Genomic DNA, 19,092 nt, shown 5'->3' on the forward strand with positions numbered 1-19,092 from the left:
AAAAATAACTTTACCTACATTGATAATGAGACAGTAAACATGACTAAGTTGCATATAAAGAAGGCAGAACATGCGACAGTGCGTAACGATATGCATGGTTTTACGCTCATAGAAATGTTAGTTGTACTCATTATTCTATCTATATTGGCCGCGATAGCGATACCAAGCTATCGTCAGTATGCTGTGCGCAATGCTGAAAATGACGTACAAGCAAAAATGCTACAGTTAGAGATAGAGCTAGAGCGCTGGCGAGCCAAGTCGTTAACTTATCAAGGGTTCCAACCACGAATCATAGATAGCTCTAATAATACAGTGACTCATGGTTATGCAGATAGCCCTGCAACAAACAAGACTATCTATGTGCCAGATGGTAGTGATGCCAGTAATTATCGATACAAGATTACGCTCGTCGATGGCGATACTCCCGCTAATTCATTAGTAAATACAGCAGTAAATGCTACAGGGCGCACATGGAAGATGATTGCCGAGCCCAAAGGTTCAGGTATAACCACTTACGCCAGTAGGATGATGATGAATAGTGCAGGTCTACGTTGTAAAAACACTAGCAAGAGTACTTTCGATGAGACCCATGCTGACTGCGAGACAGGTCAAGAGGAGTGGTAATGAACAAATATTGTAAACAATCACTATCAGCCTCTACCAGTCAGTCAGGCTTTACACTCGTAGAGATAATGATAGTCGTTGCTATCATTGTTATTCTCGCAGCCATCGCCTTTCCTAATTATCAGCAATATGTCATAAAGACCAAGCGCACAGATGCTATGAGCGAAATGCAGAACATAGCATCGCAGCTCGAAAGTCGCAAGCTGGCACAAGGCACTTATAGTAATGCATTGATTACAGGATTAGGCGGTAACTTTCCTAGGCAGGGACCGACACTCTATGTTATTACCTTTAGCCCCAACCCACTGACATCTGAGTGGGTCATTACAGCAACACCTCAAGCCAATACTCAGGTCATTAACGATGGTACATTGACGTTGAGTTATCAGAATGTGAAGTGTCGAGATAGTATTTGCGGTACAGGCGATGAGTGGAATCAGTAACATTTTTTGTGACTACTAAAACCGTCACTATTATGAAGTAGTGACAAAAAACGTCAGTAAAAGTTACTGTATACTTACCAATATAGTGCCAACTGACAATTTTTAGTAGGTTAGTAGCAACATTGATAACATAGTTTAGGATGATTTAGACAATAACTGTCCTATTGATGCCAATTTTAAGAATAATAGCCATATTTTAGTTATTAAAATATTAATATCATAACTTTGGCATGCTACCTGCAATAATTATAGTAAGAAAGAAATTTATTATATCCTTAAAGATAAAGCGAGGTTGTATCAACACAGCCACTTATCTTTATATACCCCAAAAGGAGTTCATATGAACACGAATCAAAAAGGTTTTACCTTAATCGAACTCATGATCGTTGTTGCGATTATCGGTATCTTGGCTGCGATCGCTATCCCTCAGTATCAGAACTATATCTCACGTTCACAAGCGGCGCGTGTGATGACTGAAACCACTCAGGTAAAAAATGCGCTTGAAGACTGTATCAATAATGGTAGAGTAACTACCATATTACACAGTGGTACTCCAGCAGCGAATGCTGCAGCTACTACATGTGTACTAGGGACCAACCCATCTAATTTAATGGGCGCAGAAACTAATATTCCAGCAGGTACTGCGAAGGTCGGATATCCTTTAGTTACTTATGATCCAGCTGGCACATCAGTAATTACAGCTAAATTTGGTCAAAATGCCGCGACTAGCCTAAAACAAGCTGATAAAGATACGATGATATGGACACGTACAGCTGCTGGTACTTGGACTTGTACGGCTTCTATCCCTGGTGAGTTCCGTCCTACTGGTTGTTCAGCAGATGCTAGCTAACTTCTGCTTGTAGTTAACATTTATGCGGTAATAAAAAAGAGACGTTATAACGTCTCTTTTTTATGCCTAATAATTTATTATTTTAGAAATATAAGATATATCAGGTAGTTTATAAGATATATCTGTAGCACTTTAATATTACATGACTTCTATAATCAAAAAGACATTAACCTATGTTTAAGTCACTAAAATTAAAAGATATATTAGTAGTCGTTATATTGCTAGTAATAACTGTAGTGGTAGGCTACTTCTATGCCAATAAGCAAGCGCGTAACCGGGTTTGGCAAAGCTTCTATCCAGCACGAGCTCAGCTTGCCTTACAGCACGTTAGCTGTAGTGACGGTAGCCCCAGTTGGCTGACAGACATACTGATAGAAAAAACCAAATACCAAAACGCACCTGCCAACCAAATCGCTTATATCGATCCGCAAGGTCAGCTGTATCACTGTGAGAGTGGTTATGTAGATGGCTTGCCGCTGCTATCTGATCCCATCAGTGCGGATACTCGGTTTCGCTATGCCAGTGTCACTAAGCTATGGACTTCTGATGCTATTTTGGACTTAATCAAGCAGGGGAGATTTACATTAGAGACGCCATTAGCAGAGCTACTACCAGAGATAAACCAGCCCAATGATGCTAGAGTCAACGACATTACTATCCAGCAGTTACTCATGCATCAAGGCGGCTTTAATCGTTTGGATATCCAAGGCAACGATATGTTCGGCATTGGTGAGCCTGTTTGTCCCAATAGCATTGAGACGATGAATAAGATCAGACTGACTTTTACTCCAGGGTCGCAGACCAGCTATTCAAACTTAGGGTATTGCCTATTAGGCGCAGTAGTGGAGCAAGTGTCAGGACAGCCTTATCAGGACTATCTGCAGGCTCACTATGACATCGATGCTGTCGATATACAGTTTATCTCAAGCAAACGTTTGGATGATGAGATCAGCTATAACTATACTGAGACAGGGCTTACGGGGATAGCTGATATCTATACTGCTTTTAATTATGAGGATCTATACTCTGTGGCCGGGCTATCTGGTAGTGCAGCTGAATTAGCGCTACAGTCTAAGGCAATGAGCGCTAAGCAACAGCCCAATATCCTGTCGGTAGATGCAGATATGGACTGCGATAAGCGCAAGCTAGGATTATGTTATGGCTACGCGATGATGCCTTATCAACCTGATATTCAGTCTGCGACGATATATTTTCGTGATGGCACTTTACTAGGCTTATCATCGCTAGTTGCGGTCAGTGATAGTGGCGGTGTGGTCGCCTTATTGAGTAATGGTACGCCAACGGATATTGAGCATACTAACGATACTATCAAACGTATGATTTATACTTATCTTAATAATAACCAGCAATGACGAAAATTGGTCATGGCATAGATAATGCTTAGTACAGGCATCACTTACTATAGGTGCTTGAATTATGAGAGTCCATCGTATCCAGTCAGGCTTCACTTTAATTGAGTTAATGATTGTCGTTGCCATCATTGCGATACTGGCCGCTATAGCTATTCCACAGTATCAGCTGTATACGGGTAGGACTCAGACAGCGAGAGTTATCAGTGAGCTGAGTCAACTGCGTACGACCGTTGAGGAGTGTCTAGCGTCCGGCAGGACAGTCATTGGTCTGGGTCTGAATGAATGTGATCCACGCGCAACAGCTTCTAATTTGATAGTTGGGGGGTCGCAAGTGGGCGTTGCATTACCTAATAACATGGGCGTCGCACAGATAACCAATCCATTAGTAATGACAACGAGTATTGCTGCCACGGTGTCTACTCAAGTAAACCCAAAATTGGCAGGTAAAAAAATACATTGGTTAAGAGGTAGTGGTGGCTCTTGGAGCTGTAGTAGTAATATAGAGGTTATCTATTTACCTATCTTCTGCAAGTATGATGCGAGTTTATGACAATCTATTAAAGTATCTCTAATTATAAAAAAACTACCTAGCAGCATGTCGCCATTAGGTGGTTTTTTATTATATACAATATCTTGGTACTTCGAGAAGGAAGCTATCTCTCTAAATACTGAATCTTACCTTCAACACCATCCCACTTTTCAGCTTCTGGCATTTGACCTTTCATCTCAGTGATATTCGGCCATTTTTGTGCCAGCTCTTCATTTAGCTGGGTAAACATTTCTTGCCCCTTCGGCACTTCGTCTTCTGAGAATATCGCATTGGCTGGACATTCAGGCTCACATAGTGCGCAGTCGATACACTCATCAGGATCGATGACAAGGAAGTTTGGGCCTTCATAAAAGCAGTCCACAGGACAGACTTCTACACAGTCGGTGTATTTGCAAAGAATGCAGTTATCTGTAACGACAAAGGTCATAGTGAGGTCTACCTGTTATTGGATTGGCTGATATAGTCAATCTCTTTCAAAAAAATTATTGTGTCAGCCTCGCCTGAAGTACTATTTATACCTCTGCGCTCAGCTGCAGTGTAATTCTTTTAAATTAAATCAACTATAAGGGCTACATAGAATAGTTGGAAAATAAAACGTATTTTAGCGCCTTTACTACGCTTTGACAATTCCCTTTAATGACTAATGATTTTCTTTAGATGATACAGTAAATCGTGCGCTTGCTTGGGCGTCAGGCTATCAGGATCAATGGCGTGCAGTTCATCTTGCAAGCTAAATAACTGATTTTGTTCTGGAATAATATCTATGCTTGGATTTTTACCATCAATACTTATGATTGCCTTGTCTGTTTCAATATTATAAACCTGTTCACGTTTATCCTTTACTGACTTAGCTAAGTCATTTTTATCATCAATAGGTTGTTCATTTTCTGCTTTTAGATTATCTAACTTTACATTATCTGCCGTTAAGTTATCTAATAAGTAGCGCTTAGCATCATTTAGCACTTGAGTAGGGATACCAGCCATTTTTGCGACATGCAGCCCAAAGCTAGAGCTTGCTGCACCGTCTTTAATTTGGTGCAATAACAATAATTGACCATCAACTTCACTGGCTGCTACATGGACATTACGGATATTAGCATAGTGGTTACCAGTACCATTCGTTAATTGGGTCAGCTCAAAATAGTGAGTGGCAAATAATGTCAGGCAGCCAATCTCGACTAGGCGATTGACACAGGCATGGGCAATGGCAAGACCATCAGTGGTAGCAGTACCGCGACCGACTTCGTCCATTAATACCAGCGATTTATGGGTCGCTTGATTTAAGATATTAGCCGTCTCGATCATCTCTACCATAAAGGTCGATTTGCCACCAGCCAAGTCGTCAGCTGAACCAATACGCGTAAAAATGCGGTCGATATCGCCGATATGCGCATGCTTAGCTGGCACAAAGCTGCCGCAATGCGCGAGCAGTACAATCAGCGCGGTCTGGCGCATATAGGTAGATTTACCACCCATATTAGGGCCAGTAATCAGAAGTAATCTTTCAGGGTGTTCATCACTACCTAATGTGCAGTCATTGGCGACAAAGTGGTTTGTACTTAACGAATTACCGTTCCTACTATTCGCATTCGTTTGATTCAATGCCGCTTCAACCACAACGTGACGACCTTGACGAATATCAATGTTGGTTTGATTTTTGGTCACCGATTCGCTTTGGTCTTTTGTATGTAGACCCATAACTGGGCGCTGCCAGTTATACGTCATGGCAAGATGAGCCCAATTGCTTAGCACATCTAGTTGGGCGATAGCCGCGCTAAGCTGTTGTAGTTCAGCTAAATGTTGGTTTAATTGAGTGAGCAGCTCTTGATACAGCTGCTTTTCACGAGCCAACGCTAAGGACTGGGCACTTAGATACTCTGTCTCGACTTCCTTTAGCTCATCAGTGATAAAGCGCTCGCTGCTCTTCAGCGTTTGTCGACGGATAAAGTGCGCAGGGGCATTCTTCGCCTGCATCTTAGGCAGTTCAAAATAAAAGCCACTAACTTTATTAAAGCCGACTTTTAGACTCGGTAGTTGATTGTCTTGACGGGCACGCTCTACCATTTCGTCCAATGTCACTTGGATATTGTCATGCAAATGGGTAAGGCGATCAAATTCCTCATCATAGCCCGCTGCTAGCATACCACCGTCACGAATATGGGCGGGCGGCTCAATGACAATAGTACACTCGATTAATTCAGCGACGGATTGAACAGCAGGTAGTTGAGCTGGCAATTGCTGCATAAGCATGGGCAGTAGTCCTGCCTGCTCATGGCTGATACCGGCATTTATCAGTAGAGTATTAAGCTGGGTGCTACTAGCAATACCATCAGCAAGCTTACGCAAATCACGCGGCTTAGCACTCATCAGCCCGATACGGCTGCTGATTCGCTCAATATCGCCAATGGTATTCAGCATTTCTCGTAAACGTGTAACCAATAAGCTATCTTTTACATCTTGGTTTGATCCAATTGAGTCACTCTTTGGGTTTAGCAAACAAGTTATCGCATTTAGACGCATATTGATACGTGAATGCTGACGCAATGGGCGCTTCATTTGCTGTACCAGTAAGCGTTTACCCATCGGAGTCTGACAGTGATTAAGCACAGATATCAAAGAAGTGCCGTTACTGCTAACAGGGGTAAATAGCTCAAGGTTTTGTTGGCTATTGGCATCGATAATTAGGTAGTCATCGCTGTACTCGACAATGAGTTGGTTGACTTGAGGCACGTGGCGTTGCTGAGTCTGACGTGCATAGTGGACAAGCGCAGCGCAGCTGGTTTGCGCAAGTGGAGCCTCATGAATGCCTAACCCATCGAGACGCTGGACTTCGAACTGCTGACAAAGCGTGTCACTAGCATGCTCACGATGAAAATCATTAGCAGCGACTTCTATAATAGGGCAGTCTAGATTTTGTCGTAACCACAGTAGCCACTCTGTATCATTGCTTCCAATGCTGTCGCCAACGCCATCAATAAGTGCTTCACTAATGATGCATTCACTAGGCGCAAAACGTGCCAATACAGTAAGCATTTGAGTTCGTAAATTATCGATATCGTTTTTATCTGCTATTAGTGTCTGGGTAGTCAGTGTACCCGCGGCCAAATCCATCTGACTAACGGCTGCTTGTAACGTCTGGCTATTGTCTTGCGTTTTCATAGTCGCAATATCGATGGCGATCACAGTCGGCGTATGATTAGGTGCAATCAATGCGTCATCAGTAATAGTGCCTGCGGTAAGCGTTTTAACCACTTCGCGGCGCATGATGCTACCAGTAGCAGATTTGCTTTTGTCTTTCTTTTGCTTGTCGCCCATCGCAGGGACATTAGACTTATTATCAGCGTTGCCAGTTGTCGATTCGTCAATTTGTTCGCATACAACGACAGTTTGCCCAGCCGCGATCAAGCGTGCCATATAGCTATCGGCTGCATGAAACGGTACGCCCGCCATGGCTATCGTGTTGCCTGCTTTATCCGTACCACGGCGCGTCAATGTGATATCTAATATTTGCGCCGCTCGCTTAGCATCGTCAAAGAACAGCTCATAGAAGTCACCCATCCGGTACAAGAGCAATGCTTGTGGATAGTTGGCTTTCATGGTTAGATATTGCACCATCATCGGCGTATGGTCTGCTAGGTTATAAACGGCATTGCCTATACTTAAGCAGTCAGAGCTCTCTTTTTTTGATAAGGGTTTTTCTGATGAATTAGGATTTGACGATTGATTTTGTCCAGATGGCTTTACGGTCATGCAGAGTCTCTTATAGTGCTTTAATAGGTTGTAATGAGTATTTTGTGATAAGGGTGCTAAAGGGTCATTTGTCTTATGTATGAGTTTGATAGATAGCTTTGGCTTTACCAATAAACCAGTTACTTATAGATAAATGGCTTAACGACAAACTTTGAGCCAAAACGTAGCGATCGCAAGCGTATAAAAGTCAAAATGTGAAAAATAATAAAGTCGCTGAAAAAGCTAAAGAATTTAAGAAGGTATTCGCTATTTTAACACGTCCTACTAGGTTTTTACTGTGGCAAATATCTACTCGCTGCCCTTGTATCCATCAGCGTCATAACCATATATAATGACGGCACACTTAATTGGGCGATACTAAATTAGGTAGTACTTAGTCGGGTGATGACAAGGCAGAGAGCTAAGCTTTGGCTAATGCGCACTAATTATCGAATATTCCATAGGTCAAAAAATTATGTTATCAAAGATTATAGGCAGTGTGGTTGGCACCAAAAATGACCGCGAATTAAAACGCATGCGTAAAGTGGTCAGCAAGATCAACGCACGAGAGGCTGAAATACAAGCCCTGTCTGATGAGCAACTACAACAAAAAACTGAAGAATTTAAAGCCAGACATCAAAAAGGCGAAAGCTTAGATGCATTATTGCCAGAAGCGTTTGCTGTCTGCCGCGAAGCATCATTACGTGTCAATGGCATGCGTCACTATGACGTGCAGCTGATCGGTGGTATCACCTTGCACGAAGGTAAAATCGCTGAGATGAAAACTGGTGAAGGTAAAACCCTAATGGGAACCTTGGCCATGTACCTAAATGCGATCAGCGGTAAAGGGGTTCATCTGGTCACGGTCAACGATTATTTGGCCGCACGCGATGCTGAGCTAAACCGTCCGTTGTTTGGGTTTTTGGGTATGACTGTTGGTGTGATTTACTCACAGCAGCCGCCACAAGAAAAAATCGAAGCTTATCAAGCTGACATTACCTATGGTACCAATAACGAATACGGCTTTGATTATCTGCGCGATAACATGGTGTTTAGTCTTGCTGAGAAAAAACAGCGCCCGCTAAACTTTTGTATCATTGATGAGATTGACTCAATCTTGATTGATGAAGCTCGTACGCCGCTGATTATTTCAGGACAGGCCGAAGATTCATCACGCATGTATGCGCTCATTAATACCATTATTCCTGTGCTGATACGTTCAAAGGACGAAGAAGCAAACAAGAACAATGAAGAAGAAGATTTCTGGATTGATGAAAAGAATCGCCAGATTGAGATCAGCGAAAAAGGGTATGAAAAAATTGAGCGCTTCCTGATCGAAGTGGGCGAGCTGGGTGAAAACGAAAGCTTATATAGCCCAAGTCGTTTGCCACTTTTGGCTCACGTTCAAGCTGCCATCCGTGCGCATCACGTATTTGTCAAAAACGTTCACTATATCGTGGATGAAGGCGAAGTGGTCATCGTTGATGAAAATACAGGCCGTACCATGCCTGGTCGTCGCTGGTCAGAAGGCTTGCATCAAGCAGTCGAGGCGAAAGAAAACGTTGAGATCCAAGCAGAGAACCAAACGCTTGCAACCACCACATTCCAGAACTACTTCCGTCTATATGACAAATTGTCTGGTATGACGGGTACCGCTGATACTGAAGCTGCCGAGTTCAAATCTACTTACGATCTAGATGTCATCGTGATTCCAACACATGAGCCGATTGCTCGTATCGATATGGATGACCAGATTTTCTTAACCAAGTTAGGCAAATACAAAGGCATCATTCGCGAAATTAAAGAAATTCAAGCCAAAGGCGCGCCAGTACTGGTTGGTACCGCGACGATTGAGGCCAGTGAAGAATTGTCTTACTTGCTTGACCAAGAAGGCGTTAAGCATAACGTTCTAAACGCCAAGCAGCATGAGCGTGAAGCAGAAATTATTGCACAGGCAGGTAGTCCAAAGTCAGTCACGATCGCCACCAACATGGCGGGGCGTGGTACGGATATTATCCTTGGTGGTAACTGGCAGTCGTTTATCGAAGATATCGATGCGGTGAGCCCGGAAGAGATGCAGCGTCTAAAGTCTCAATGGCAAGTCAAACATGACCAAGTCGTAGCAGCTGGTGGTTTACATATCATCGGCTCTGAGCGCCATGAGTCACGCCGTATCGATAACCAGTTACGAGGTCGTGCTGGTCGTCAAGGTGACCCTGGTATGTCACGCTTTTTCTTATCGCTCGAAGATGATCTTATGCGTATCTTCGCAGGTGATCGTGTGGTCAATATGATGCGTGCGATGGGTCTCAAAGAAGATGAAGCCATCGAACATAAAATGGTCTCTAAATCGATCGAAAACGCACAAGGCAAAGTTGAGAGTCGCGATTTTGATGCCCGTAAAAACCTATTGAAATACGATGATGTTGCCAATGAGCAGCGTAAAGTTATCTATGGTCAGCGTGATGATTTATTAGCAGAGATGGACTTATTAGAAGCCATCGAAGTGATGCATCATGAAGTGTATAACGCGATGATCAATCAGTTTATTCCACCTGGCTCTATTGATGATCAGTGGAATATTGACGGCTTAGAAGATGAGTTAGAAGACGAATTCAAAATCTCGATGCCGATTAATGATTGGTTAGATGAAGATCGCCGTCTGGATGAAGAAGGGCTGCGTGAGAAAATCGTTCAAACGGCGATAGATCGTTATCACAGTCGCCGTGAGCAGATGGGTGAAAAAGACGCCGCTCAGCTTGAGCGTCATTTCATGCTACAGAGTCTAGATAAGCATTGGAAAGAGCACTTAACGCAGATGGATCAGCTACGTAAAGGGATTCATCTGCGGGGTTATGCACAGAAAAACCCTGAGCAAGAATACAAGCGTGAGTCGTTTGAATTGTTCCAAATGATGCTTGGTGCGATTAAGTCTGAGACTGTACAAGACTTGTCACGTGTACATATCCCAACCAAGGAAGAACTGGAAGCATTAGAAATTCAGCAACGTGAGAACGCTGCCCATATGCAAATGCAGTTCGAGCATGACGATGTAGATAACTTGGATAGCAATGCGAGTGGTTCAGCTGCTCAGCCGCAACCACAAAACCGTAGTCTAAACAGCGGTGCTGCGGCAGCTGGCGTTGGTGCTGCTATAGCAGGTAACGGTAGTAATGCTAATGAACCAAACCCATATGCAGGTATGAACATCAGTCGTAATGCAGCGTGTCCTTGTGGCTCAGGTCTTAAGTACAAGCAGTGTCATGGTAAAATCTAGTCTTTAATCATAGCAAGTTATTAGCTATGTATTGAACTGCTATTAGAGACAGCCTTTATTTGAAAAAGCCCTTATCTTAAGTAGATAGGGGCTTTTTTATATCTGTTAGATAACTTATGCAAACTTAAAACTTGCTAGACTAAGACCAACAAACACTTTGTATTGATTACTTACAAATTCAGCATAGGCGTGAATTTATGGACACGCTATAGTGTTTAACATATTTATTTGGGAGAGTGTCATGAGTGTAGAATTCTTAAAAAAAGTACGCAGCTCAGTAGTTTTAACAAGTTTGTTGGCTGGCGCCTTGACGGTCAGTGCTTGTCAGCAAAAGTCAGAGCCAGAGTCGGGCATGGAAGAGGGTGCTAATACAGAAGAGTCCGTTCCAATGTCAGCGGAGCCTGCTGAACCTAGCGATGTCGTTGTCGATACTGAAGATGCTTCACTTAACGAAGTAGAAGGTGATACCACCGCTTCAGTAAACAGCGGCGTGATGCAGATGTCATATCTATGTACACCTGAACTAAAAGTTGAGGCAACTTATAAAGAAGATGCTAATCAAGTTGTTGTCGCAACCGATATGGGTACAGTAACGTTGAACCAGACCAATGAAGGTAGTAATCCTGAAGTGTTTGAAGTAGCGACCGCAATTGATGGTGGTCAGGGCTTCACACAATGGCGCGTAGGGCACGAAGCTCGTAAAACTGGTGTTATGCGTACCGCTGGTGCAGATGAGTCAAATGTTAATACATTCGAGTGTAATGAAGCCTCATAGTTGGTCTTCAATACTTAACGAGTGATAAGCATCAAAAAAGCAACGCTAAGATAGCGTTGCTTTTTCATGTTGTGAAATAATCTTTATAAATCATACAAGTTCGTAGTGGTTAAACTATCAACGCTTATTTTAACGGAGTTGTATCAGAACCATGAGCCAACAGACCCTCTTCAGTCACATCTAACTCTTCATGTCTGAGCTCTACTTGAATGTTGTCAGTATGTACATGAGTGCTCTTATTGATTTCGATGTCTTGAATAGCGTAGGTGTCTTTGGTAATAGTAGCCACTTGGCGAGATAGCACAATATCAATCGGTTCATCGCCAATCTCTATTTGTTTACCATTAATGGTCACTACAGCTTTGCTATCCAAAGAAGGCTCGACGTGGCGCAATATATCTTTTTCATCGTAGTTACCAGAGAGTAAATCTTGGCTTTCTGCGTCATGATAATCAGTACGAATGGTGATATATTCTTCTACCAACTCAATTGGCACTTCAACAGTCTTAGTACGTGAATGCTTGGTGACGGTTACTTTACCCACATCTAAGCGTTCTTTGTTAATTACAGGACGCTCTTCTAATAGCTCTAAGTGTCCAACATTGACGGTATTATTCGTCTGCTTCGTTGAGATATTTTGTTCTTTATCCAAGTCATCTTGGTAAAGGCTGTTTCCATTTTCAGTAGTCATTGTTGTTCCTTTATAATTATAAAATGATGAGTTTTCAACAATCTAAAACGTTATATGCCAACTACATATATTAACTAGCTACATTTAATACTATAAACCATTCGCTCATGTTATGAATACAAAAAAGACCAGAGACATGCTCTGATCTTAATGGCCAAACATATGAGTTTAGCTGATTATTACTATCATATTTAACTGACGATATAGGAAATTTACGTCGTTAAACTATGACTTATTAGCATATTACATGCCACGAGCACGGCGTACATCTTCTGCTGTGATACCATCACGGTCTACTAAGTTACCTTCACGGTCAACCACGTTGCCGTCACCATCAACATCTAGCTCTTCGCGTTGAATGGTCTCAACCACAGTTTCAGTGTGATGATCGGTCGTCTTGCCAACATTTACTTCTTCAGAAACATAGGTTTCTTTGCTGACGCGAGCACGTTCGGCCTGTAGCTCAACTTCAACTGTTTCAGTAGCATCGAGATCACCAATACGACGATCTGTTGGGCGATCTACGCTAGTACGTTGGATATTGGCATGTTCTTCTTCTAGATCTACATCGACATTGCGCTCTTCAGTAACGACATGCTTACCTACTTTTACTAGACCAGCAACGATACGGTCTTTGTTGACTGTCAGACGCTCTTCTAATAGCTCTAGCGTATTTGGTGCATCATAAGAGTGGTCTGCAATATCAACGCGATCTTCTACAGGGAGTGTATCGGCGTTAAACGCTTGACGATCTCTTTCGTACTGCTCTTTATAGCTGTATTGATAATCGTGATCGTATACTTCCATGGCTTCTACTTGTGTTTTGGTCAAGCTATCAAAGAAGACATCATCACCAACGATACGGGCTAAACCTGCTGGTACCAGTACTTCTTTTGAACTAAACCAGCCGCCTGCATCTACGATTAAGTAACGAATACGACCAGTAGTGTCTTCTACTAAGGCACCTTCGATTTTACCGATTTTTTCTTCATTGATACCGTAAGCAGTTTTGTGCGTTGGGTCATAATAGTCATCACCAATTAAGTCTTGATGAGTAGCTTGAATATCTTTTAAACGGATTAGTTGACTCATTATTGTATTCCTTTTTTGCGAGTTTATTTTTTATAATGTAATGGTTGATGTTGTTATTAGTTTTTAGCAAAACCATATGTACTACAGTTAACGGTAGACCAAATCAATAGTTTCCCTATCAACTTGTAGCTATCCTAACACCGTGATTTTTGATGAGATATATGAGCAAGGTAGCAAAATGTGCACTTGCAGTAATTGCGTGTAATAGGCTGTAAGTGGCATAACATAGGAGGGGGTAGAAGTTAACGAGACTTTACACAGAGTAATATTCAACATTCATCGAAAGAAAAGAGACACAAAAAAACCGCATTACCATTAGCAATGCAGTTTCTCAATAAACAATAATTATCTAAGTATTAGTTAGCTAACTTACTTTAAGTCAGCTAAACCTACTTTATTTAAGCAAGTTCAATAGCTACGGCTACCGCTTCACCACCACCGATACATAGCGTTGCGACGCCTTTTTTGCCGCCAGTGCGCTTTAGAGAGTTGATAAGCGTAATCAAAATACGAGCACCTGAACAGCCGACTGGATGACCAAGAGCACATGCACCGCCTTCGATATTTACTTTAGCATGGTCAAGTTTCAGCTCGTCCATCGCAGCCATAGTAACCATCGCAAAGGCTTCATTGATTTCCCATAGATCTACGTCATCTACTGACCAGCCAGCACCTGCTAATACTTTTTCGATGGCACCAATTGGCGCAATAGTAAATTCGCTTGGGTGACGTGAGTTTGAGGCAGTAGCAACAATGCGAGCTTGATAATCAAGACCTTCAGCATTCGCTTGAGATTCTTTCATAACGACGACAGCTGCAGCACCGTCTGAGATTGAGCTAGCGTTTGCAGCAGTAATTGTACCGTCTTTAGCAAATGCTGGACGCAAAGTAGGAATGCGATCAGCGTTGGCAAGGGCAGGTTGCTCATCGGTATCAACAGTTTGCTCGCCTTTACGCGTTGCAAACGTAACAGGCTCGATCTCATTTTTAAAATGGTTGTCTTTGATAGCAGTCAGCGCACGGTTCAATGATTCAATAGCAAACTCATCCATTTGCTCACGTGTATAGCCTTTCTCATCGGCCATTTCTTGAGCAAACATACCCATAAGCTTACCAGTATCAGCATCTTCTAGGCCATCTAAGAACATATGGTCTTTGACTTCTTTATGACCCATACGATAGCCGCCACGTGAACCTGGCATGATATACGGTGCATTGGTCATTGACTCCATGCCACCTGCAACAGCGACGTTGAAGCTGCCCGCTTTGATACCATCATGCGCTTGCATGACTGCTTTTAGGCCTGAACCACAAAGTTTATTGATCGTGACAGCACCAGTCGCATCCGGTAGACCTGCTTTGCGCATGGCTTGACGAGCAGGGCCTTGACCCAGACCTGCGGTCAAGATACAACCCATAATGACTTCATCGACACTGTCAGCGCTAACACCTGAGCGTTCGACAGCAGCTTTGATAGCGGCGGCGCCCAGCTCGGTAGCACTCATGTCTTTTAGTGCGCCTTGAAAGCCACCCATTGGTGTACGTGCGCCGTTTAGGATTACAATTGCATCATTTGACATCGTTATTATTCCTTGTTGTGCGTTTTGATTAAGTATCTACCAAGAAATCAGATGCCGATTGGCTAGCTTTTGCTTATATTATAAGCATCTGTCTTCTTCAATATGTGGTTTATGCTAGCTCATCTAATCGTATGCGTACTACTTTATCAGTAATGGTCTCTAACTTTTCAATTTTTTCGATAGCGAGATTCATCTGACTCTCGACCACAGGTAGCGTCAGAATAATAACCGGCACTTGACCTACTTTATGCGCAGGCTTTTGCAAGATTGCATCGATATTGATACCAGCATCACTTAGGATGCGCGTGATATCTGCCAATACGCCTGGGCTATCATAAGCATGTACACGCAAATAATAGCCAGTTACCATCTGATCAGCGCGCAATATAGGTGTGTCTGATAGCTGGTCAGGGATAAATGCTAAATGCGGGACATGATGACCAGTGTTGCTCTGGTCGTCGCGGTCTTTGCTACCCAGCACACGAACCAAATCCATGACATCGGCCATCACTGCAGAAGCAGTTGCACCAGCCCCAGCCCCATCGCCGCAATAGAGCGTCTGACCAAGTGGATGTGAGTTAACCAGTACTGCATTTTTTACACCATTGACGTTCGCCAATAGCGCATCTTGTGGAATAAGTGTTGGATGTACGCGTAATTCAACCCCTGCATCACCATCGTTTTCGCTATCGCGACGTACTGCAAACCCTAAATGCTTGATACGGTAGCCAAGCTCTTCGGCATAGTTCACGTCTTGCAGGGTAATACCAGTAATACCTTCACAGTAGACTTTATCAAACTGTAGCGGAATACCGAAAGCGATAGAGGCGAGTAGCGCCAATTTATGAGCGGCATCAATACCTTCAACATCAAAAGTAGGATCTGCTTCTGCGTAACCTAACTCTTGCGCTTCGCTTAATACGTCGGCAAAAGGACGGCCCTTATCACGCATTTCGGTCATGATAAAGTTGCCAGTACCGTTGATGATACCCGCGAGCCAGTCGATTTTGTTGGCGGCAAGTGCTTCACGCATTACCTTGATAATTGGAATACCGCCTGCTACCGCTGCTTCATAAGCAACGTGCACATTGTTTTCTTCAGCGAAAGCAAAGATCTCATTACCGTGTTCAGCGAGTAGAGCCTTGTTTGCCGTAACCACATGCTTGCCGTTTTTAATGGCTTGCATAATGACGTCTTTGGCTAAGGTAGTCCCACCAATCACTTCGATAACAATATCGACGTTGTCGCTTGCGGCAATTGCCATCAGATCGCTGTTTTGCATGATATTGGTATCAATATCATCACGCTGACGACGCGTACCAACTTCGGTAATAATAATGTCGCGTCCGCTACGGCGTTTTAGCTCATTTAAATTGTCATTGATCAGATTGATCACGCCCGTTCCGACGGTGCCTAGACCAAGTATCGCTAGTTTGATGGAATTACTCACAGTATCCTCAAGAGGTTAAATATAATGAAGTCAGTATAAGCGGTGACAGTGTCAAATGAGTCTGCGACATCAAACATAACGTCTGTGCGCATTGTCTAGTGCTGCCTGCCCATCTACTTCATCATAGTTGAATAAAAAAAGCTCAAATAAAAAGGGTGTTGCTCATTTTGCATCGCGCTTTATCGTATCATACCGACAAGGCATTGTGACGTCTATACAATCTCATAAAGAGCGATGTCATAAAGGCCAAGTTTAGAAAGACAACATCATCAAGGTTATATCAGCTTACGATTATAAAAAAGCAGTAGCTTCAATCTTGTTTGGCATATGTATATGTCATTTATGCTTGATTGCCAATATTAGTTACTAATATGAGTCACTAAGTTCGTAACTTACATTATTAGTTAGCGCCTACTACTTGTGCCAATTCTGCTGCAGGCAAGTAGCCACCTACTTGTTGTCCTGTTTCGGTAAACACCGCAGGCGTACCGCGTACACCAAGTCTTGAACCTAGAGCCATATGTTCTTGTACAGGGTTGGCACAGCTAGGGGATTGTACATTGGCACCGATTTTTGCTTGATCCATCGCAGCTTTACGATCCTGACTACACCAGATCGCTTCCATCTTTGGTACAGACTCTTGACTGCGTGGCCATGCCAGATAACGAACCTCGATACCGCGCGCATTGATATCATCCATTTCTGAATGTAGTTTGCGACAGTAGCCACAGTCTGCGTCGGTAAAGGCATAAATAACGGCTTTGGTTTCACCTTTCGCTGGATAAATCACCATGTCTTTTTTATCGACGGCTTTTAGCGCTTCTTGTGCTGTCGTAGCAACCAATGCAGCACTGATATCAACCGGAGCGGCATCACCCACAGCAATGATCTGACCTTGAATAATATGCTTGCCAGCTTTATCAGTAAAGAAAGAAGGTAGACCTTCAGCGGTCACCCAATAAATACCATCCATATCTGTCGGTACAGCCGAGACAATAGTTTCCTCGATACCAGAACTCTTTAGATTTGCCTGTAATGCCTTCACCACGGTTGCATCATTACCAGCTGAGGGATTAGTAGTGGCTTTTGTCTGGGCAGCGTTTACAACGCTAGTATTGCTGGTTGCATCAGCGGCATTGTTTGAGCAGCCAGCAGCGATACCAACTAACAGCGCACTCATCATAAAACGAGATAGAACGGTACGAGAAAGAGGATTACGCAAGGTGGTATTTTTGATAGTGGGGAACGGCATACGGGTTTCCTATAGGCGTCGCGCCTAATCATGAGTTCGTTATAAAAACGCTATAAACTTTTCTATATAGTAATGTGTCTTGGCAGTGTTTTAAAGGTCTAACATTGAAGAAGTTTTTATAACTTATTGATAATAAAAGATAGGTAATAACAGCCTTCATATTACCATATTTACGCTACATAATAGCAAAGGGAAGACTGCCAAGAAGTATCAACGAAGCCAACTTTAAAGAATAGCTATCAACATAAATTCAAAAAACAAGATACATTTGTGCTATTTAACATAGTTGCTTGAACTTGTAGTCTAAGGCTAATCGCATTGTTTTTATAAAAATCTATATAAAATGCGTTGTATAAACTATTTGAGAACGACTTACTTTAACAAATTTGCTTTAAGGAGCACACATGGCAGGTGCCAGTTTATTAACCTTACTCGATGACATCAGCGTTTTAATGGATGATGTGAGCGTCATGACCAAAGTCGCTGCCAAAAAAACCGCGGGCTTAGTTGGTGATGATTTAGCACTCAACGCCGAGCAGGTCACAGGGGTTAAGCCAAATCGTGAGCTCCCCGTCATTTGGGCAGTTGCCAAAGGCTCTGCCGTGAACAAGGTGATTTTAGTACCAGCGGCGCTATTGATCAGTTATTTTATACCGTGGTTGATTACTCCGCTATTGATGATCGGAGGGCTATACCTGAGTTATGAAGGGGCTGAAAAGGTCATTCACAAATTTTGGCCGAAGTTGTTGCCTCATGATGAAGAGCAAAATGCTCGTTTAAAAGCCAACGCAGATGAGTCGGTAGATTTGGTCGCGTTTGAAAAGGATAAAATCAAAGGTGCCATACGCACAGACTTTATCTTATCAGCTGAGATTATTGTTATCTCTTTAGGCGCAATTACAGCAGCTGGTGGCGATATTGTCCAAAAAGGCATCGTACTTTCGATAGTGGCTGCTGTCGTGACCGTCGGTATTTACGGCTTAGTTGCAGGCATCGTAAAGATTGATGATGCGGGTCTGCATTTGATTGAAAACTCACAAGCAGGTGATAGTAAGCGCAAGTTTGGCGAGTTTATGCTTGCAGCTGCGCCAAAGCTTATGAAGTTTTTATCCATAGCGGGCACGATTGCGATGTTCTTGGTGGGCGGCGGTATTATCGTGCACGGTATCGGCTTTTTGCATCACAGTGTAGAAGATATTGCCCATCTTACTGGGGTATTTGAAGGATTGACCGCTTCGTTATTAAATGGACTAGTCGGGTTAATTGTTGGTGCTATTGTAGTAGCTATTGTTACTACTATTGGCAAAATGCGTGGTAAAGACGACACAGCGTCTTCTGCACATTAAGCTTATCTGCTTTCTATTGTCTTTCGTTTGAATTAGCAAGTAAGTTTGACTGTATTAAAA

15 protein-coding genes and 1 pseudogene are annotated in these 19,092 nt (G+C 42.9%); 9 read left to right on the forward strand and 7 right to left on the reverse strand.

Annotated elements, in window-relative coordinates; translation table 11 throughout:
• The first annotated feature begins 39 nt into the window (after positions 1-39).
• From CXF62_RS13055 to CXF62_RS13075, 6 genes and pseudogenes are all read left to right on the forward strand, one after another.
• Positions 40-624, forward strand: coding sequence for a prepilin-type N-terminal cleavage/methylation domain-containing protein (locus CXF62_RS13055; protein WP_102094704.1), 585 nt, complete (start codon positions 40-42; stop codon positions 622-624).
• The gene (locus CXF62_RS13060) at positions 624-1,067 is read left to right on the forward strand and encodes a type IV pilin protein (protein WP_102094705.1); all 444 of its coding nucleotides are present in this window, start codon (positions 624-626) and stop codon (positions 1,065-1,067) included. Before CXF62_RS13055 ends, CXF62_RS13060 begins: the two co-directional genes overlap by 1 nt.
• Before the next feature lie 340 nt (positions 1,068-1,407).
• A complete protein-coding gene (locus CXF62_RS13065) occupies positions 1,408-1,917 on the forward strand; it encodes a pilin (RefSeq protein WP_102094706.1) in 510 nt (169 codons plus the stop codon).
• Between the two features lie 173 nt (positions 1,918-2,090).
• Positions 2,091-3,290, forward strand: a complete 1,200-nt coding sequence (locus CXF62_RS13070; protein ID WP_102094707.1) for a serine hydrolase domain-containing protein — start codon at positions 2,091-2,093, stop codon at positions 3,288-3,290.
• Positions 3,291-3,354: 64 nt separating this feature from the next.
• Positions 3,355-3,466: pseudogene (locus CXF62_RS15020) on the forward strand (prepilin-type N-terminal cleavage/methylation domain-containing protein); the annotation flags it as partial.
• Positions 3,457-3,840 (forward strand): pilin, encoded by a 384-nt coding sequence (locus tag CXF62_RS13075; RefSeq protein ID WP_416220492.1) that lies wholly within the window; start codon positions 3,457-3,459, stop codon positions 3,838-3,840. The pseudogene CXF62_RS15020 and the gene CXF62_RS13075, both read left to right, overlap by 10 nt.
• Positions 3,841-3,943: 103 nt before the next feature.
• Here the strand turns inward: CXF62_RS13075 and fdxA are convergent, their stop codons facing one another.
• Both fdxA and mutS read right to left on the reverse strand, forming a co-directional pair.
• Complete coding sequence (gene fdxA / locus CXF62_RS13080; protein WP_102094709.1) at positions 3,944-4,267, reverse strand: ferredoxin FdxA; 324 nt, start codon at positions 4,265-4,267, stop codon at positions 3,944-3,946.
• 206 nt (positions 4,268-4,473) lie between these two features.
• Positions 4,474-7,590, reverse strand: a complete 3,117-nt coding sequence (gene mutS / locus CXF62_RS13085; RefSeq protein ID WP_102094710.1) for a DNA mismatch repair protein MutS — start codon at positions 7,588-7,590, stop codon at positions 4,474-4,476.
• Positions 7,591-8,044: 454 nt separating this feature from the next.
• Between mutS and secA the strand changes: the two genes are divergently transcribed.
• A complete protein-coding gene (gene secA, locus CXF62_RS13090; protein ID WP_102078073.1) occupies positions 8,045-10,846 on the forward strand; it encodes a preprotein translocase subunit SecA in 2,802 nt (933 codons plus the stop codon).
• Positions 10,847-11,087: 241 nt separating this feature from the next.
• Complete coding sequence (locus CXF62_RS13095; protein WP_102094711.1) at positions 11,088-11,621, forward strand: hypothetical protein; 534 nt, start codon at positions 11,088-11,090, stop codon at positions 11,619-11,621.
• Positions 11,622-11,745: 124 nt separating this feature from the next.
• On the opposite strand, the gene CXF62_RS13100 is transcribed toward CXF62_RS13095, so the two are convergent.
• From CXF62_RS13100 to CXF62_RS13120, 5 genes are all read right to left on the reverse strand, one after another.
• Entirely contained in the window at positions 11,746-12,312 is a 567-nt protein-coding gene (locus CXF62_RS13100) for a YsnF/AvaK domain-containing protein (RefSeq protein WP_102094712.1), read from the reverse strand.
• A 243-nt stretch (positions 12,313-12,555) separates the two neighbouring features.
• Positions 12,556-13,404, reverse strand: coding sequence for a DUF2382 domain-containing protein (locus CXF62_RS13105; RefSeq protein ID WP_102094713.1), 849 nt, complete (start codon positions 13,402-13,404; stop codon positions 12,556-12,558).
• A gap of 398 nt (positions 13,405-13,802) precedes the next feature.
• The gene (locus tag CXF62_RS13110) at positions 13,803-14,984 is read right to left on the reverse strand and encodes a thiolase family protein (protein ID WP_102094714.1); all 1,182 of its coding nucleotides are present in this window, start codon (positions 14,982-14,984) and stop codon (positions 13,803-13,805) included.
• A gap of 109 nt (positions 14,985-15,093) precedes the next feature.
• Entirely contained in the window at positions 15,094-16,434 is a 1,341-nt protein-coding gene (locus CXF62_RS13115) for a homoserine dehydrogenase (protein WP_101205523.1), read from the reverse strand.
• Between the two features lie 400 nt (positions 16,435-16,834).
• Complete coding sequence (locus CXF62_RS13120; RefSeq protein WP_102094715.1) at positions 16,835-17,686, reverse strand: DsbC family protein; 852 nt, start codon at positions 17,684-17,686, stop codon at positions 16,835-16,837.
• A 404-nt stretch (positions 17,687-18,090) separates the two neighbouring features.
• Here CXF62_RS13120 and CXF62_RS13125 point away from each other — a divergent pair, with 404 nt between their 5' ends.
• Positions 18,091-19,032 (forward strand): DUF808 domain-containing protein, encoded by a 942-nt coding sequence (locus CXF62_RS13125; protein ID WP_102090795.1) that lies wholly within the window; start codon positions 18,091-18,093, stop codon positions 19,030-19,032.
• The last annotated feature ends 60 nt before the right edge of the window (positions 19,033-19,092 follow it).

Source organism: Psychrobacter sp. MES7-P7E (genome assembly GCF_002863645.1).
Classification (GTDB): Bacteria; Pseudomonadota; Gammaproteobacteria; order Pseudomonadales; family Moraxellaceae; genus Psychrobacter.

Bases quoted from the DNA above. Each gene is read 5' to 3' on its own strand.
- CXF62_RS13055 (WP_102094704.1), top strand. From the start codon at position 40: ATGACTAAGTTGCATATAAAGAAGGCAGAACATGCGACAGTGCGTAAC.
- CXF62_RS13110 (WP_102094714.1), bottom strand. From the start codon at position 14,984: ATGTCAAATGATGCAATTGTAATCCTAAACGGCGCACGTACACCAATG.
- CXF62_RS13060 (WP_102094705.1), top strand. From the start codon at position 624: ATGAACAAATATTGTAAACAATCACTATCAGCCTCTACCAGTCAGTCA.
- CXF62_RS13100 (WP_102094712.1), bottom strand. From the start codon at position 12,312: ATGACTACTGAAAATGGAAACAGCCTTTACCAAGATGACTTGGATAAA.
- mutS (WP_102094710.1), bottom strand. From the start codon at position 7,590: ATGACCGTAAAGCCATCTGGACAAAATCAATCGTCAAATCCTAATTCA.
- fdxA (WP_102094709.1), bottom strand. From the start codon at position 4,267: ATGACCTTTGTCGTTACAGATAACTGCATTCTTTGCAAATACACCGAC.
- secA (WP_102078073.1), top strand. From the start codon at position 8,045: ATGTTATCAAAGATTATAGGCAGTGTGGTTGGCACCAAAAATGACCGC.
- CXF62_RS13095 (WP_102094711.1), top strand. From the start codon at position 11,088: ATGAGTGTAGAATTCTTAAAAAAAGTACGCAGCTCAGTAGTTTTAACA.
- CXF62_RS13070 (WP_102094707.1), top strand. From the start codon at position 2,091: ATGTTTAAGTCACTAAAATTAAAAGATATATTAGTAGTCGTTATATTG.
- CXF62_RS13125 (WP_102090795.1), top strand. From the start codon at position 18,091: ATGGCAGGTGCCAGTTTATTAACCTTACTCGATGACATCAGCGTTTTA.
- CXF62_RS13105 (WP_102094713.1), bottom strand. From the start codon at position 13,404: ATGAGTCAACTAATCCGTTTAAAAGATATTCAAGCTACTCATCAAGAC.
- CXF62_RS13065 (WP_102094706.1), top strand. From the start codon at position 1,408: ATGAACACGAATCAAAAAGGTTTTACCTTAATCGAACTCATGATCGTT.
- CXF62_RS13120 (WP_102094715.1), bottom strand. From the start codon at position 17,686: ATGCCGTTCCCCACTATCAAAAATACCACCTTGCGTAATCCTCTTTCT.